Origin of the sequence: Cupriavidus gilardii (assembly GCF_013347325.1) — a bacterium.
GTDB lineage: Bacteria > Pseudomonadota > Gammaproteobacteria > Burkholderiales > Burkholderiaceae > Cupriavidus > Cupriavidus gilardii.
The window spans coordinates 388,562-404,215 of sequence record NZ_CP054624.1 but is presented as its reverse complement, the minus strand read 5'-3'; the positions used below and the strand labels follow the sequence as shown (position 1 = coordinate 404,215).

At 69.3% G+C, this 15,654-nt stretch carries 13 protein-coding genes; 4 read left to right on the top strand and 9 right to left on the bottom strand.

From position 1 onward, the window contains the following. Positions 1-2: 2 nt before the first annotated feature. On the bottom strand, positions 3-410 hold the full coding sequence (gene flgB / locus FOB47_RS01880; RefSeq protein ID WP_053824393.1) for a flagellar basal body rod protein FlgB: 408 nt from the start codon (positions 408-410) through the stop codon (positions 3-5). Between the two features lie 323 nt (positions 411-733). On the opposite strand from flgB, the gene flgA reads away from it, so the two are divergent. From flgA to FOB47_RS01865, 3 genes are all read left to right on the top strand, one after another. Then, positions 734-1,498, top strand: a complete 765-nt coding sequence (flgA, locus tag FOB47_RS01875; protein WP_174779777.1) for a flagellar basal body P-ring formation chaperone FlgA — start codon at positions 734-736, stop codon at positions 1,496-1,498. A 126-nt stretch (positions 1,499-1,624) separates the two neighbouring features. Continuing rightward, positions 1,625-1,933, top strand: a complete 309-nt coding sequence (gene flgM / locus FOB47_RS01870; RefSeq protein WP_006579136.1) for a flagellar biosynthesis anti-sigma factor FlgM — start codon at positions 1,625-1,627, stop codon at positions 1,931-1,933. A gap of 44 nt (positions 1,934-1,977) precedes the next feature. After that, a complete protein-coding gene (locus tag FOB47_RS01865) occupies positions 1,978-2,436 on the top strand; it encodes a flagella synthesis protein FlgN (protein WP_174779776.1) in 459 nt (152 codons plus the stop codon). Positions 2,437-2,465: 29 nt separating this feature from the next. Here FOB47_RS01865 and FOB47_RS01860 read toward each other — a convergent pair whose 3' ends face one another. The 8 genes from FOB47_RS01860 to flhB form a co-directional block, all read right to left on the bottom strand. Further along, positions 2,466-3,449 (bottom strand): lysylphosphatidylglycerol synthase domain-containing protein, encoded by a 984-nt coding sequence (locus tag FOB47_RS01860; protein ID WP_315904295.1) that lies wholly within the window; start codon positions 3,447-3,449, stop codon positions 2,466-2,468. An 83-nt stretch (positions 3,450-3,532) separates the two neighbouring features. Beyond that, positions 3,533-4,753, bottom strand: a complete 1,221-nt coding sequence (gene clsB / locus FOB47_RS01855) for a cardiolipin synthase ClsB (RefSeq protein ID WP_174779775.1) — start codon at positions 4,751-4,753, stop codon at positions 3,533-3,535. Positions 4,754-4,892: 139 nt separating this feature from the next. After that, positions 4,893-5,267, bottom strand: a complete 375-nt coding sequence (locus FOB47_RS01850; protein ID WP_226995088.1) for a flagellar protein FlhE — start codon at positions 5,265-5,267, stop codon at positions 4,893-4,895. A gap of 95 nt (positions 5,268-5,362) precedes the next feature. Continuing rightward, complete coding sequence (locus tag FOB47_RS01845) at positions 5,363-6,079, bottom strand: RNA polymerase sigma factor FliA (protein ID WP_053824398.1); 717 nt, start codon at positions 6,077-6,079, stop codon at positions 5,363-5,365. 19 nt (positions 6,080-6,098) lie between these two features. Beyond that, positions 6,099-6,935, bottom strand: coding sequence for a P-loop NTPase family protein (locus FOB47_RS01840; RefSeq protein WP_053824715.1), 837 nt, complete (start codon positions 6,933-6,935; stop codon positions 6,099-6,101). A 6-nt stretch (positions 6,936-6,941) separates the two neighbouring features. Then, complete coding sequence (gene flhF, locus FOB47_RS01835; protein ID WP_174779774.1) at positions 6,942-9,497, bottom strand: flagellar biosynthesis GTPase FlhF; 2,556 nt, start codon at positions 9,495-9,497, stop codon at positions 6,942-6,944. 468 nt (positions 9,498-9,965) lie between these two features. Beyond that, positions 9,966-12,053: a flagellar biosynthesis protein FlhA gene (gene flhA, locus FOB47_RS01830; RefSeq protein ID WP_053824399.1), complete on the bottom strand. Its 2,088-nt coding sequence runs from the start codon at positions 12,051-12,053 to the stop codon at positions 9,966-9,968. Next, positions 12,050-13,192, bottom strand: coding sequence for a flagellar biosynthesis protein FlhB (gene flhB, locus FOB47_RS01825; protein ID WP_174779773.1), 1,143 nt, complete (start codon positions 13,190-13,192; stop codon positions 12,050-12,052). Before flhB ends, flhA begins: the two co-directional genes overlap by 4 nt. Positions 13,193-13,539: 347 nt before the next feature. Between flhB and FOB47_RS01820 the strand changes: the two genes are divergently transcribed. Next, positions 13,540-15,639 carry a thioesterase domain-containing protein gene (locus FOB47_RS01820; RefSeq protein ID WP_174779772.1) on the top strand — a complete coding sequence of 700 codons (2,100 nt, stop codon included), beginning with the start codon at positions 13,540-13,542 and terminating at the stop codon, positions 15,637-15,639. The last annotated feature ends 15 nt before the right edge of the window (positions 15,640-15,654 follow it).

The following is a 15,654-nucleotide window of genomic DNA, read 5'->3' as shown; positions in this document are numbered from 1 at the left end:
CCTCACGACTGGATGGCGGCCAACATGCCCTTGATCTTCGAGTTCATCACCGTCAGGCCGAACTCGTACTTGACCGAGTTGTCGGCGAATGCCACCCGCTCGGTGTCCATCTCGACGGTGTTGCCGTCGATGCTCGATTGCATCGGAATCCGGTACGCCAGCTCGAACTCGCTGGCGACCGAGGCCTGGCCCGGCAGATGGCGCGTCGACGTGGTGGACAGCGACACGCCGTTGGCCTGCCGCCCCCGCTCGACCGATTCGGACAGCTGGCTGGCAAAGTCGAAGTCGCGGGCCTTGAAGCCCGGCGTATCGGCATTGGCGATATTGGCGGCGATCACCGATTGCCGCTGATTGCGCAAGTTCAACGCTTCCTGCTGGAAACGGAACGACGCATCGAGTCTGTCGATCATGTCCGTATCTCGCTATCTCTCGCTATCGAGGAACGTGTGACGAAACCACGCGCCCCTGCGTCGGCAAAGGCGTGAGGGCGGCCGGGAATGGGCCCGGCCTTCTTTACGGGTGCCATCTTAGGTGGCGGCTGGCCAGTGCAATCGGATGAATAGGACGGGGAAACCTGCGCATTTCAGGCGGAGGGCGCGCGTGCCGCTGCCTACAATGAGGTCTCGTTGCCGAACGCCCACTGCCTGCACGCGCGCCTGCCCCCACGCGCGCGCCTGCGTCCGGCCCGCCGCCTTGTTTCCTGACTTTCCATTTCGCCTGCCGGGATCACGCCATGTTTCGCACGCACCGATCGGCACCACGCCGCCTCGCCTCGCTGGCGCTCTGCGCGGCGCTGCCATGCACCGCCGCGCTGGCGGCGACCGCCACGACATCGGTCACGACATCTGCCTCGCCGCCCCAGGCTGCACAGCCGTCGCCGTTCACCGACGATCCGGTGCGCGTCGCGGTCGAGCAGTTCCTGCTGCGCGAGACCACCGGGCTGCCGGGCAAGGCCAGTATCCAGGTGGTGCCGCCCTCGGGCGGACGCGCGCGCGAATGCGTGGCGCCGCAGCCGTTCCTGCCGGGCGGCGCGGCGGCCTGGGGCCGGGTTTCGGTTGGCGTGCGCTGCGGTGGCGAGCGGCCGTGGACCCGTTACGTGCAGGCACGCGTCTCGGTGGTGGCTGATTACTATGTCGCCGCGCATGCGCTGGCGCCGGGCCAGCCGATCGGCCCGGCCGATCTGGAACGGCGCGAGGGCGATCTTGCCGGCCTGCCGCGCGCGGTCGTGACCGACCCGGCGCAGCTCCAGGGCGCGGTCACGGCCAACCGGATCGCGGCCGGCTCGCCGCTGCGGATGGACATGGTCCGGAAGGCGATCGCGGTCAAGCAGGGTCAGATGGTCGCGGTGACCATCGAAGGCGAGGCCTTCCAGATCCGCAGCGAGGGCAAGATCCTGGCCGACGCCGCTCCTGGCAACACGGTGCAGATCCGGCTCAAGAGCGGCCAGGTCGTCAACGGGCTGGTGCGGGACGCCGACACGGTGGTGCTGCAACAATAGCCGCCGACATGGCCCCGGCCTCAGCCCCAGCCATCGCCACAGCGTCGTTACAGCGTGTCACAATTCGCGTCCTAAAGTTTGGCGACGCCCCGCCGTTAAGCTGAGCAAACCCAGCAAGGACATCCCGTGAAGATCCACCAATCGACCCTGCCGCGCACCGGCGAAGGTGCCGCTGAAAGCACTGGACGCACCGCGTCGAGCCCCGTGCCGGGCGCCGCACCGTCCGCGAGCGGCCTGACCATGAGCCCCTTGGGCAGCCAGGTGCGCGATATCGGCTCGCGTCTGGCCCATGAGGCCGACGGCGATATCGATCAAGCCAAGGTGGACGAGATCCGCCAGGCCATCGCCGAAGGGCGCCTGAAGATGGACCCGAGCAAGATCGCCGACGGTCTGCTGGCCACGCTGCGCGAATTGACGCAGGACGGCGGCCGCTGATCCCTCGGCCGTTACCCCAACCGAATTCCTTCAACTTCGCGCCCATGAGCCAAGCCCTGATCGCCAGCATGCAGCGGGAAACGCAAGCCATCGCCGCCTTCGTCGATGCGCTGCAGCAGGAACGGACCGCGATTCGCGCCGGCGACTTCCAGTCGCTGGGCGAACTGGTGCAGAGCAAGCAGGAGCTGGCGCAGCAGATCGCCCAGTTGGGCACCGCACGCCAGGCCCAGATGGCCGCGCTCGGCATCCGCGTGGGCAGCGGCCGGCAACTGGTGGGACTGCATATCGACGAAGGCGTCGCCGCCGCATGGCGCACCCTCGTGCTGACCGCGCGCGGCGCGGCCGAAGCCAATACGCTGAACGGCGCCGTGGTGTCGGCGCATCTGGGATACACGCAGGACGCGTTGCAGACGCTTCGCCAGCGCGGCGACACGGCCACCGTCTACGGCCGCAATGGCCGGGCACAGGCCGGTCCGCGCGGCGTCAGCCTGGCCAGCGGCTGATTTCTCTCTCTGCGGCGAAGCAACACACCTTACGCCGTCGGCTCGACCGTGCTGGCGCGCCTTCCGTGCGCCTCCAGCAGGAAATACCCCACCACCGCCGGCAGCATCGGCAACAGGTAGTACATCGCCCGATAGGCCAGCAGCGCGGCCAGCAGCGCGTGGTGCGGCACGCGATCGCCCAGCAGCACCACGAACACCGTCTCGAGCACACCCAGACCGGCAGGGATATGCGCGACCGCGCCGGCGATGCTGCCGATCAGCACCACGCCCAGCACGACCAGCAGCGGCACCGACGACGGCAGCAGCGTCTGGATGATGGCCGAGATGGTCAGCCAGTTCGTAATCGACAGCGCGCACTGCATCACGGCGAAACGCAGCGGCGGCAGATGAAAGGCATGGCCGCGCACCGTCCATCGGCGCCGTCTGGCCCTCGCACAGGCGACCAGGTACGCGGCGACCACCGCCAGCAGCGCAAATCCCGCGATCTGCAGCAAGGTGGCATTGAGCCCCCATTCGGGCGGCAGCACCACGGTGCGAGCGGCCAGCACCGCCCCGAGCAGCGCCAGGTAGCCGATCCAGTTGCTGACCACGCCGATGGTATAGACCGACGCAATCTGTGCGCCCGACAGTCCCGCTCCCGAATAGAGCCGGTAGCGAATGCCCAGGCCGCCCACCAGCGCGCCGAGGTTCAGGTTGAAGGCATAGCTGACGAAGGCGATCACCAGCACCCGCGGCGACGACAGCCGATGCCGCGCATACCAGCGGCCCAGCAGGTCGAACGCCGAATGCCAGAAATAGCTGAGCACCACCAGCAGCGCGGCCGGCGTCAGCGTCCGGTAGTCGTATTCCTGCAGCGTGACCCAGACCTCGGCCCAGTCGACCTCGGCCAGCTTCCTGACCACCAGCACCACCACGAGCGCGACAAAGGCGATGCCCAGTATGCGGCGCACCTGCGCCCAGCGGCTGCGCCGCCGTGTTCTCGTGTGGTGGTCAGTCGCCTGTCGTGCCGTCATCTGGTCGCCGTGATCGATTTGCCGTCGTCGTATTGCCGTCGTCGTATTGCCGTCATCCTTCCGCGTGATCCCTGTGCTGTCATCTATTCCGCTCCGCCGGCGCCCCGCTTCAGCACCGGAAATCGCCAGGGCCGGCGCGGCGGCTCGGCGGTAGCGACCACGAGCTTCGGCGTGTGGGCGGGCAGCCAGCCGGCCCATGCGGGGAAGCGGCGCAGGAAGTGGAACATCAGCGTGGTCGCCGCCAGTTGCAGCGGCGCGCGCCGCGTCTGGCGATTCGGCGGAATCTCGCGGCAGGCATTGGCCATCAGCGCGTCGAGGTTCTCGCGCAGGCCACGCGCGAAGCCGGCGTCCCGGATCACCAGGTTGGCTTCCAGATTCAGCGACAGGCTCAGCGGATCCAGGTTGCTGGAGCCGACGGTGGACCAGTCGCGGTCGATCACCGCGACCTTGCCGTGCAGCGGCCGCTCGCAGTATTCGAAGATGCGCACGCCGGCGTCCTGCAGATGGGCATACAGCATGTCGGCCATCCGCTTGACCCACAGCATGTCGGGATTGCCCTGCAGGATCAGGCGCACGTCGACGCCGCGCTGGGCCGCCTCGCAGATCGCGTGCAGCACGCGATAGCCCGGCAGGAAATAGGCGTTGGCGATCACCACCTGATGCCGCGCGGCGCGGATCGCCTGCAGGTACTCCCATTCGATATCGGTCGGATGCGCGTCGTTGTCGCGTGTGACCAGCCACGCGGCCATATTGCCGGCCGGCGCCGGCGGCGGGACCGCGGGCACGTCGACGTCGCCCGGCGGCAGCGTCTGCACGAGGAAGCGATGCACCTCGTGGGCGACCGGTCCCTCGACCTCGACCGCATAATCCTGCTTGGCCTGCGGGCCATGGTCGGTCAGGTGCTGCGCGGAGAAGTTGATGCCGCCGATAAAGGCGATGCGTCCGTCGATCGCCACCAGCTTGCGATGCAGCCGGCGGAACAGATTGGTCCGCACACCGAGCAGCCGCCGGCGCGGCGCGAAGATATGGAAACGCACGCCGGCCGCGACCATGCCGGCAACGAACGCGGGCGGCAGATCGGGCGAGCCGTAGCCGTCGACGGTGATCGCCACATGGACGCCGCGTTTGGCCGCGGCAATCAACGCTTCGCGCAGCGCCACGCCGACGCGGTCGTCGAACAGGATGAAGGTTTCCAGCAGAACGCTGGTCTGCGCGGCGGCGATCGCGGCAAAGACGCGCGGGAAATATTCGTCGCCGTTTTCCAGCAGGCGGATGCGATTACCGCTGGTTCGGTTGGGGCTCATTTCGATGTCTCGCTGCCAGATTCTCCATGGCAACAAGCACATTCAATGCCACCCGCCGCGAGCCGGCAAGTCCACCGCCAATCACCTCGTCACGACGGCGGCTTCGCCGTCACCTTGCCGCCTTCGCGGCGCCCGCCATTCAGCGATAGCTGACCGTGATCTGGCTGGCCTGCCCTTGCAGCACGGGCGTCAACGGCCCCTGTCCCGGAATGCGGAACGCAAACACGAAACCCTTGTCGGCATCGTCGCCGCGGAAGGCATCGGTCTTGCCCTCGGGCCCGGGCAGCAGCACGCAACGGTTGGCATTACAGAGATAGGCTTGCAGATTTGGCGGTGGCACGCGAGCAAAACGGTAACGCCAGCGCACTGCGGTGATCACCCCTTCGGCCTGCGCCAGATAGCCGCTGGGCAGGATAGGCGCCGACAAGGCCCGCACGCCGCGGCCGTACAGCGCCGGCGCGGACACCGATGCGGTCCATGCATGGCGCGAGTCGCCGCCGAAATTGGTGTGCATCAGCGGCGAGGCCGCGACGGCAGGCGAGATCACCGCCACGGCCGCCGAGGCGATCGCCACGATCGACCCGAACGCGCGACCTGCCATGCGGGCCATCACAGCAGCCCGCGCAACTGGCTGCGCAGCCGGTTGATGGCCTGGCTGCGGATCTGGCAGACGCGCGATTCGGTGACCTCGAGCACCGCGCCGATCTCGCGCAGGTTCAGCTCCTGGTCGTAGCACAGCGACAGCACCAGCTTTTCGCGCTCGGGCAACCGTTCGATCGCCCGGATCAGCGCGCCCCGCATGCCGCTTTCCATCAGCAGCGTCAGCGGATTGCCGTCCTCGCTGACCGTCAGGTGGCGATCGAGGAAATCCTCCTCGCCGGAGCGCTCGAAGTCCTCGTAATGCAGCAGCTGGCAGCCATAGACCTCGTTGAGCATGCTCTGGTATTCGTCCAGCGGCATCTCCAGTTCTTCGGCAACCTCGGAATCCAGCGGCGTGCGGCCGAGCTTCTGCTCCAGCGCGCGCACGGTCCGCTCGATCCGGCGCGTCGACTGGCGCAGGCTGCGGGACTGCCAGTCGTTGGCGCGTACCTCGTCGAGCATCGCGCCGCGGATACGCTGGCTGGCATAGGTCTCGAAGCGCGCGCCGTGGGTGTCTTCATAGCGGCGGGCGGCGTCGAGCAGGCCGATCATGCCAGCCTGGATCAGGTCGTCCAGTTGCACGCTGGCCGGCAGCTTCGCCGCCAGTTGCAGGGCAATGCGCCGTACCAGCGGCGCATGGGTCTGGACGGTGTCGGTCTGTTCGAGCTTTCCCTGGATCGTGTACATGGTGGAATTCTCGCGAGTGCTAGCAGGCCATCGCCGATGCGGGCAGCGCGGCGGTGGCGACGGCGGTCGCGGCGCCAGCGGCGGGCATCGGTTCGGGATCGGGTGAAAGAGGCCAGCCAGCGATGCTGACGGCAAGTCGGCGCAGCATGGCGGTGGCCGGCGCGCCAGGGAAAGCATCGACGACGCCCCGCGACAGCGCCGTGCCGCGCGCGACCAGCGGGTCGGCCGGCAGCACGCCGGCGCAGCGCGCCTGCACGCCGAGATACTGGCCCGCGGTGCGCGCCAGGTTGCCGGCGATCGCCATCGCCGACGCTTCGCTGGCGGCGCAGTTGACCACCAGTTCGAAATGCCGGCAGGCGTAGCGATGATGCAGCCGCTTGATGCAGGCATAGGCGGCGGTCAACGATTCGCGTTCGGGCCGCATCACCACCACCAGGTTGTGCGCGGCGGCGGAAAAGCGCGACAACGCGCCATCGGCGCCGAGGCGCGCATCGCTGACGACGGTGCGGAAGTCATGCAGCGCCTGCAGCGGGCCCCACGCCGACGCATCGCCGGGCAGCAGCGCCGGCATGCCGGCTTCGCGGCGACCGACCGCGGCATCGACCGCGACGGCGCCGGCGAGCACCTGGGCCAGCGTGCCCGGCGGCGAGGCACCGGCAAGGCGCGTCGCGCGCGCGTGCGACAGGTCTTCATCGACCAGCAGCACGCGCTCGCCCTGCAATGCCAGCGCATGAGCGAGGCCCAGCGCGACCGTGGTCGCACCGGCGCCCGGCTCGCAGCCGAACACGGCGATACGGCGGGTGGCGCGGGGCGCCAGCATGCGGCGCAGGCTTTCGGCCTGATCGACGGCAAGCATGTTCAATCAGTCTCCAAGCGCGGCCAGGTCGAACTTCGCCGACGCGTTCTCTCGTGTGCCCGCGGCGTTCTGCGTCATCCGCTGGGCCAGATGCTGCGCGGATTCGGGCAGCGCCGGCGCCGGCAATTCGGCGTCAGTGAGGGCATGATTCGCGGCCGGGGTCGCGGCGCGGATCGCCTCGATGGCCTCGCCTGCGCCGCGCTTGTCGTTCGACGCGCGAGCCGACCCGACCGCGGCGGCGTTGCGGCCCGGGAAGTTCTCGAGCACGTCGAGCAGGGCCAGCAGGCGGCCCAGTCCCTCGAGCAGCGCGGCGGCGCCCGGTACCGCATCCCTGGCGGCCGACCGGCCTGCCTGGCCGGCCAGCCCCGCCAGACAGTCGATCGCCGCCTGTGCCGGCGCATGGGCCAGCCGCAACGCGGTCATGCCGGCCTGCAGCGCGACCAGCGCGTCGACGTCGAACGCTTGCTGCGACGTGCCGGCCGGGCGGCCGAGATGGTCCAGCGCATGGCGCAGCGTGCGGCATTGCAGCGCCGCGGCCTCGCCCCAGCGTGCCCACTGGGCGAGCTGCGCACCGGCGCCGGCGAGCGCCGGATCGGCCAGCAGATAGTCGACGGCGAGCGTCTGGCCGCTGTCGCGCTCGATGGTGCGCGCCACCAGCAGCACGGCCTCGATGCCGCCTTCGGTGGCGGTGCCGCGCGCGGCACGGGTCTGCCCTTCGATCACGCGCACCCTGGTCTGCGCGACCCATTGAACGGCGTCGCGGTCGCGCCAGCGCAGTTCGGCCTGCGCGTGGAAAGTCAGCGTGTCGGCCAGCGCATCGAGCTTCCATGCGGTGCCGTCGCACAGCACGCGCGTGCTCTTGCGTGCTGCCGCCAGCCAGCGTTCGCCGCTCGACTGCCAGCGTTGCAGCGTGGCGCCGGCCGGCATCGTGTCGAGCAGATGGACGACGGTACGGCGCGCGGCCAGCGCGGCGCGCCAATCCGCCATCTCGGTGTCCCAGCCGCCGGCCTGCGGCGTGCGCGCCAGCGGCGTCACGGTGGCCATCAGCGGCATGCCGTCGCGGTCGCCGAGCCACAGCGTGTGCTGCCACGGCTGTGGCGCGCGGCGGCCCGGCACGGCGCAGGGCAGCGTCACCGACGCGGACAGCACGAAGTGTTCGCAATGCCGGCTGGCATCCTGGCAGACCGCGTCGCGGACCTGGCGCACCAGAGGACGCAGTTCGGCCGGCTCCGCCTGGCCCTGGCCACGGCCCGCCCACAGCTCGCGCAGCAGCGCAAAACCATAGGGGCCGTCGCGCAGCGCGTTGACGCAGGCGCCGACGGCATGACCGCTGTCGGCGATCGAGCGCAGCACGTCGTGCGCTTCGTTGCGCGCGCCGTGGCCCGCGTCGACCACGTCGTCGCCTGCTGGCGCCGCCAGCGCGCGGCGCGCGGCCTGCGCATCGGCGAAGACGGAGCCGCGCCGCGGCATCAGGAAGGCGCGCTCGACCAGCGCGTCGCCGCGCGCCAGTTCAAGGTGCTCCGGCACGCGCTGGCCGGTCGACGCGTAGAACACCGGCAGCCGGTGCCGGATCACGACATCTAGCACCGAGCCCAGATGGGTGGCCTCGTCGAGCTTGCTGATGATGCAGCCGTCGATGCCGGCGCCTGGCGCGGCGTCGTGGCGGTAGGCATGCACAACCTCGTTGAGCGTATCGCCGTGGCTGGCGCCGTTGAGCAGCAGCACCCGCTGCACCGGCGCCGGCGCACCCGCCAGCATCGCGATCTGCTCGGACAGATTGCGGTCGCGCTGGCTCATGCCGACGGTATCGATGATCACCAGATGCTTCTGCGACAGCGCGCCCAGCGCGAGACGCAGATCCGACGCATCCTTGACCGCGTGCACCGGCACGCCGAGGATGTCGCCGTAGATGCGCAGCTGCTCGTGCGCGCCGATCCGGAAGGTGTCGGTGGTCAGCAGCGCAAGCTTGTCGGCGCCGTGCTTCAGCACGAAGCGCGCGGCCAGCTTGGCGGTGGTGGTGGTCTTGCCGACCCCGGTCGGGCCGACCAGCGCCAGCACGCCGCCCTGGCCGAACAGCGCGTCCTCGTCGGCCAGTACCGGCACCTTGCTGGCGATCTCCTGGCGGATCCAGCCCATCGCGGCGGGGCGGTCATGGCCGGCCGGCAGCCGCGCCAGCAGCGTGCGTGCCAGTTGCGCGGAAAAGCCCGCGCCCACCAGCCATTCGAACAGCGACTCGCGCAGCGGATCCGCGGCGGCGGCCGGCACGGCGGGGACCGCGATGCCTGACAGCTGCCGCTCGATCAGCGCGCGCATCGTTTGCAGTTCGCCACGAATGCCGTCGATATGCTCCACGGCCGCGACCTGGATCGGCTCGCGCACCGGTGGCTGGAACCGGGGCGCGCTGTCGGAGATCGCGCCCAGATCGGTATCGCGCATCGCCACGATCTCGACGCCGCCGTCGACGGTGCGGTTGGACAGCACCACGGCGTCCGGCCCCATGGCTTCGCGCACCTGGCGCAAGGCTTCGCGGCCGTTGGCCGCCACAAATTTGGCTACGCTCATGTTTCGCGACCCTGGTTTCAGCGGGATCCAGCGGCACCGCCGCTCGTGGCAATCATTCGATGTTCGGTTGTCCGGCACCGCGGCATCGCTGGCCGCGATGGTGTCGGCATGCGGCCGACGGGCACAGGCCGGTCTGTCGTCAGGTGGTGGCGACGGGCGTCTCGCGCAGGGAGGAGAGAGCGGGACGTTGCGCGGATCGCCGCACTCGGCCATCGGCACCACGTGCGAAGCGGCAGCCGGCCTCTTCGACGTGTCGATTATGCGAGCGGGGGTGTCGTGCTATTGGGCTGAATAGGCGGGGGATTGCGGCGCTATTTGGGCGATGACGGCGCCGCACGTCCTCGTCTCCGGGTTAACGGCAGCGGCCGGCAATAATTTCGGCCCTTGATGAGAAACAGGCGACAGGGAGTGCTCCTGTCGCCTGCGATCGCACCGCGGCTGCGGCGCCGCCCCCCCCGACGATCGGACTCAGCCCGCGCCGCCGATCATCGCGGTAATACGGATATTGCGGTTGTCCGGCACCTCGGCGTGCGACAGCACCCTGAGCTGCGGCATGGTCCGCCGCAGGAAGCGGGACAGCAACGGCCGCAGCGCATGCGGGACCAGCAGCACCGGATCGAGACCCATCTGCTCCTGGCGCGCCACCGCGGCCTGCGCCTGCTGCACCAGCGCATCGGCCAGGCCGGGCTCGATGCTGCCGCCCGAGTTCAACGCCTGCGACAGCACGCGCTCGAGGCCGGCGTCGAGCCCGATCACCTGCAGGTCGGCGCCATTGGGGAACCACTGCTGCGTGATCGCGCGGCCCAGCGCCATCCGCACCAGCGCGGTCAGCTCGTTGGGGTCGCTGATCTTCGGCGCATGTTCGGCGATCACATCGAGGATCGTGCGCATGTCGCGGATCGGCACGCTTTCGTCGAGCAGGTTCTGCAGCACCTTCTGCAGCGACGTCAGCGTGATCGTCTTCGGCACCAGATCCTCGGTCAGCTTCGGCGAGTCCTTGGCGATACGGTCCAGCAGCGCCTGCACTTCCTGCCGGCCCAGCAGCTCGGCCGCGTGCTGATGGATCAGATGGTTCAGGTGCGTGGCGACCACGGTGCTGGCGTCGACCACGGTGTAGCCCAGCGCCTGCGCCTGTTCCTTGATGCCGCTGTCGATCCAGACCGCCGGCAGGCCGAAGGCCGGATCGCGCGTCGGCGTGCCGGGCAGCGTGCCGCTGACCTGGCCCGGATCGATCGCCATCCATTGGCCGGGCACGGCCTCGCCGTAGCCGATCTCGACGCCCTTCAGCGTGATCCGGTAGGCGTTGGGCTTCAGCTCCAGGTTGTCGCGGATATGGACGACCGGCACCAGGAAGCCGACCTCCTGCGCGACCTTCTTGCGGATGCTCTTGATCCGGCCCAGCAGCTCGCCGTTCTGCGCGCGGTCGACCAGCGGAATCAGCCGGTAGCCGACTTCCATGCCGAGCGGATCGACCAGCGTGACGTCATCCCAGGTCGCCTCGGTATTTTCGTTGGCCAGCGCGGGCGCACGCTCTTCCCGCTTGGCGGTCTGCCTGGCGGCCAGCTTGCGCTTGCTGACATAGCTGCCGAACCAGACCAGACCGCCGGCCAGCAGCAGGAAGGCGACGTGCGGCATGCCCGGGATGATGCCCAGCAGGCCGATGATGCCGCCGGTCAGATACAGCACGCGGGGATCGGAGAACAGCTGGCCGGTCAGCTGCTCGCCGACGTCCTGGTCGTTCGACACGCGCGAGACGATGACACCGGCGGCGGTCGAGATCACCAGCGCCGGAATCTGCGCGACCAGGCCGTCGCCGATGGTCAGCAGCGTGTAGTTGCGCACCGCCGTCGAGAAGTCGAGGTCGTGCTGGACCATGCCGACCACCATGCCGGCAAATACGTTGATGAACATGATCAGCAGGCCGGCGATCGCGTCGCCGCGCACGAACTTGCTGGCCCCGTCCATCGCCCCGTAGAAATCCGACTCCTGCGCGACCTCGGCGCGGCGCTTGCGCGCGCCCTCCTCGTTGATCAGGCCGGCGTTCAGGTCCGCGTCGATCGCCATCTGCTTGCCGGGCATCGCGTCCAGCATGAAGCGCGCGCCGACCTCGGCGATCCGGCCCGCGCCCTTGGTGATCACCATGAAGTTGATCACCACCAGGATCGCGAACACCACGATGCCGACCGCGAAGTTGCCGCCGACCAGGAAGTGGCCGAAGGCCTCGATCACCTTGCCGGCCGCGTCGGGGCCGGTATGGCCCTCGAGCAGCACCACGCGGGTCGAGGCGACGTTCAGCGACAGCCGCAGCAGCGTCGAGAACAGCAGCACTGCCGGAAACGCGGCGAAGTCCAGCGGACGCTGCGTGTACATGCCGACCAGCAGCACCATGATCGACAGCGCGATGTTGAAGGTGAACAGCAGATCGAGCAGGAATGGCGGCAGCGGCAGCACCATCATGCCGAGGATCATCACGATCAGCAGCGGCCCGGCCAGTGCCTTCAGCTGGCCGGCGGACTGCCCGCCGGGCAGTCGGAACAGCGAGTTCAATGCATTCATGCGCGGCTTTCCGGTACGGCAAGTTCATCGGGCACCGGCAGGCCGGTCGGGGCCTCGGGCAGCGGCCCGTTGGCGTGGTGCCAGTGTTTCAGTTGGTAGACCCAGGCCAGCACCTCCGCCACCGCGGTGTACAGCCCGGCAGGGATCTCGTGGCCCAGTTCGACATGGCGGTGCAGCGCACGCGCCAGCGGCGGCGCGGACAGGATCGGCACGCGATGCTCGGCGGCCAGCTCGCGAATGCGCGCGGCGACCTCCTCGGTGCCCTTGGCAACCACGCGAGGGGCGCCCATGCGGCCTTCCTCGTAGCGCAGCGCCACGGCGAAATGGGTCGGGTTGGTGACCACCACGTCGGCCTTCGGCACCTCGGCCATCATCCGGCGCCGCGCCATCTGGCGTTGCAGCTGGCGGATCCGGCCCTTGACGTGCGGGTTGCCCTCGCTTTCCTTGTGCTCCTGCTTGACCTCTTCCTTGGTCATGCGCAGCTTCTTGAAGTAGTCCCAGAATTGCCAGGGCACGTCGATCGCGGCCACCAGCAGCAGCGACCCGGCGGCCAGCGCGCAGCACAGCAGCACCAGCTCGAGCAGGCGCAGCAGCGCCTCGTGCACCGGCGCATTCATCAGCGCCACGGCGTCCGGCAGATGGCGCCACAGCACCCAGAAGCCGATGCCGCCGACCAGCAGCGACTTGGCGACGGCCTTGGTCAGTTCGACCAGAGACTGCGCCGAGAACAGCCGCCCCAACCCCTTGAGCGGGGACAGCCTGGAGAAATCGGGCAGCAGCGACTTGGTCGAGAACAGCCAGCCGCCGAGCACCATGGGCGCCAGCAGCGCGGCCACGGCGAACAGCAGCAACAGGGGCAGCACGCCGAGCAGCGATTCCCACACCAGTTGCCCAAAGCCGGACAGCATGCGGGCCGGATCGTGCGCTACGGCGGGCTCGAACGACAGCGCGGCCCGCATCACGGTATCGAGCTTGCGGCCGAGCATGCCCCCCAGGCCCCACAGGCCGGCCACGCCGGCCATCAGCATCACGAAGGTGCCGAGCTCGCGCGAACGCACCACCTGCCCCTCCTCGCGCGCCTTTTCCAGGCGCCGGGGTGAGGCGGGTTCGGTTTTCTCGAGATCGCTTTCTTCGGACATGGCCGCTCCGTGGCGAAGCGGCATGCCGCCCTTCGACGGGGTCGATTATCGGAGCGGGGAAGCACCGCCATTAGGGGAAATAGGCGGGGGATTGCCACGCTATTTGGCCGATGGCACGGGGGGCGCGGGCGCGCAGCGCCGCGAGAACGGTTCGATCACAGAGGTTAACGGCGGTCCTGCGCGATTCTTTCGGGATGGCGGCGCGCCGGCGAGCGATTGCGGTAAATCCGGGGCGATTCGGAAAGAGCCGGTGATGGCATGCCGCTATGGTGCCCCGCTCCATCCCTCGCCCGGCCTGGGCAGGCCCCACCGCGGCGAGACAGCGCGGCGACACGACGGAGGCAACCATGCCCTTTCAATTCCTGATCTGCTCGTCCGGCGGCTCGATCGCCGCAGCACAGGCCCATGGCCAACCAGCGCGACAACCTGGCGGCAACGACACCCTGGCCGAGGGCGCCGGGCGCATCGCGCTCGATACCCTGCCCGAATGCATGCTGCGCCAGATCGTCGAGCGGCTGCGCGGCGCGGCCATCGTGGCGCTGTCGCGGACGTCCAGGCGCATGCATGGCCAGCTCGATCGCGACTTCGTCGCCCCCGTCCGCCTGCGCGAGCGGTTGAAATGGATCGTCTCGAACTCGGCGTTCCAGCGCGCGCTCGGCGACATCGCCCAGCTGGCCCCGGCCGCTCGCCATTCGCTGTTGAACCGGATGCCGGTCGAACAGCTTCATCCGGCCATCCAGATGCGCGCCGATATGGCACGGTTCGCACTGCTCCACACCGGCGCGCCGGCGCGAACTGCACGCCCGGCGAACGGCAGTGCCCATCGCGCGCCGCTTGTTGACATCGCGCAGCGGCCGGTCCCGGCCCTGCTCGATATCGCGCTGGCCCTGGACGCGGACGCACGCGTCCCGGCGCTGACCGGCCTGGCCGCCAGGGCATCGAGGAACGAGGAGCGATGGCGGGAACTGCTCGAGGGCATGCTCGCGACGGCACAGGGCCTCAAGGGACGCGCCAGCGTGACCAGCCAGGCCGAAGGTGTGCAGCTGCTGACGGCGGCCGCCGAGGCACTGGCCGACCCGTCGCATTATGTCGTGTGGGCAGTGTGCCGCCCCTCGCTTTGGCATCGGGTCTTCGACGAAGCCCGGGTGCTGCCGCCGGCAGCGCGGCCGCCGATATGGATGGCGTTGGCGCAAAGCGCGGCGTGCGACTTCGCCGCTGCGTTGGAGCAAGAGATGCCCACCGAGCCGCGCGACAGCTGTTGGTACCGCATCATCGGCGCGATCGGCAACCAGATGCCGGCGGACCAGGCCAATGAGGCCCTGGTCGCCATGCTCGACCGGATCGATGGGCTCGACGAGATCACCTCCAGGCCGGCGCCCTATATTGCCTTGATGGAAGCGGCAAGCCGGCTGCCCGACCCGCTCGCCGTCCCCGTGATGAACCGGGTAGTCGAGCAGGCGTTCCGCATGAATTCCGTAGCGGTTTACGAGCGGATCTGGGAGGCGGTATTCGGGGCGTCGCGCGGGCTCGAGCCCGCGCTGGAACAGCAGGTCCTGGTCGCGCTCGGCCAGCGCTTGCCGGACGCCGCCGGTCGCCTGCAACGCTGGTTCGCGCTGAGCGACCGCGTTGCCGCCCTGCCACGCGCGCTGCGGCGCGAGCCGTTGCTGGCCATGGTCGATGCCGAGCTGAGCACCGACGTGCCGGCCGGCTTCGCCGTACCGCGCCTGATGGGCTTTCTTGAGGAACTCGATCTGCACGATCGGCCCACGTTGCTGTCGGGCCTGCTCCAGGTGTATGACGACGACCCCCGCCATTGGTCCGATATGGTCAATGCGGCGGTCGATCTGCCGCGGCGCATGCGCCGCGACCCCTTCGCCGCGATCGCGCACAAGCTGCTGGTCACGCGCGAGCCGTTGCCCGACACACCACCGCCGCAGCGAGCCGACGACACTGCCGCGGCCGCACCAGGCGATGTCTCGCTCGCGGCCTGGCCCGTCAGCGAGCGTCAGGCGCGGCGACAATTCACCGAGCTGCTGGGCATGCTGACGTGGGCGGATCGCGGCTTCGTATTGATGGCCATGGCGCCTTACGCCTCCGTCCACCGATTTACCTGGCTGATCGACGAAGGACTGTGCTTGCCCCGCAGCGGACGCCACGAAGTCAGGCTGTTCACGACGCTGGCGGAACGCGCCACCCGGCTCACCGAACCGCGCGACGCCGCGCAGATCCTGCCGGCGCTCGCCACGGCGATTCGCACATTGCAACCGGACCAGTGCGCCTCCGCGCTGTACTGGCTGCACGATGCTTGCCAGAGGGCCGACATGATCCACCTCTTCGCGCCGGTATGGGCGCATTTCCATGCGTCGCTGCCGGTCGAGGATGAGCCGCCGGCCGCCAACGGCAACCGCCTCAAACGCAAGGCACGGGACCGGCCAGCCGATGCGTGAACGGCGCGAAATCCC

What these genes read in the sequence shown, in the direction of transcription:
- flgB (WP_053824393.1), bottom strand. Translation starts at nt 410, where the DNA reads ATGATCGACAGACTCGATGCGTCGTTCCGTTTCCAGCAGGAAGCGTTG.
- flgA (WP_174779777.1), top strand. Translation starts at nt 734, where the DNA reads ATGTTTCGCACGCACCGATCGGCACCACGCCGCCTCGCCTCGCTGGCG.
- FOB47_RS01865 (WP_174779776.1), top strand. Translation starts at nt 1,978, where the DNA reads ATGAGCCAAGCCCTGATCGCCAGCATGCAGCGGGAAACGCAAGCCATC.
- FOB47_RS01860 (WP_315904295.1), bottom strand. Translation starts at nt 3,449, where the DNA reads ATGACGGCACGACAGGCGACTGACCACCACACGAGAACACGGCGGCGC.
- clsB (WP_174779775.1), bottom strand. Translation starts at nt 4,753, where the DNA reads ATGAGCCCCAACCGAACCAGCGGTAATCGCATCCGCCTGCTGGAAAAC.
- FOB47_RS01850 (WP_226995088.1), bottom strand. Translation starts at nt 5,267, where the DNA reads ATGCACACCAATTTCGGCGGCGACTCGCGCCATGCATGGACCGCATCG.
- FOB47_RS01845 (WP_053824398.1), bottom strand. Translation starts at nt 6,079, where the DNA reads ATGTACACGATCCAGGGAAAGCTCGAACAGACCGACACCGTCCAGACC.
- FOB47_RS01840 (WP_053824715.1), bottom strand. Translation starts at nt 6,935, where the DNA reads ATGCTTGCCGTCGATCAGGCCGAAAGCCTGCGCCGCATGCTGGCGCCC.
- flhF (WP_174779774.1), bottom strand. Translation starts at nt 9,497, where the DNA reads ATGAGCGTAGCCAAATTTGTGGCGGCCAACGGCCGCGAAGCCTTGCGC.
- flhA (WP_053824399.1), bottom strand. Translation starts at nt 12,053, where the DNA reads ATGAATGCATTGAACTCGCTGTTCCGACTGCCCGGCGGGCAGTCCGCC.
- flhB (WP_174779773.1), bottom strand. Translation starts at nt 13,192, where the DNA reads ATGTCCGAAGAAAGCGATCTCGAGAAAACCGAACCCGCCTCACCCCGG.
- FOB47_RS01820 (WP_174779772.1), top strand. Translation starts at nt 13,540, where the DNA reads ATGCCCTTTCAATTCCTGATCTGCTCGTCCGGCGGCTCGATCGCCGCA.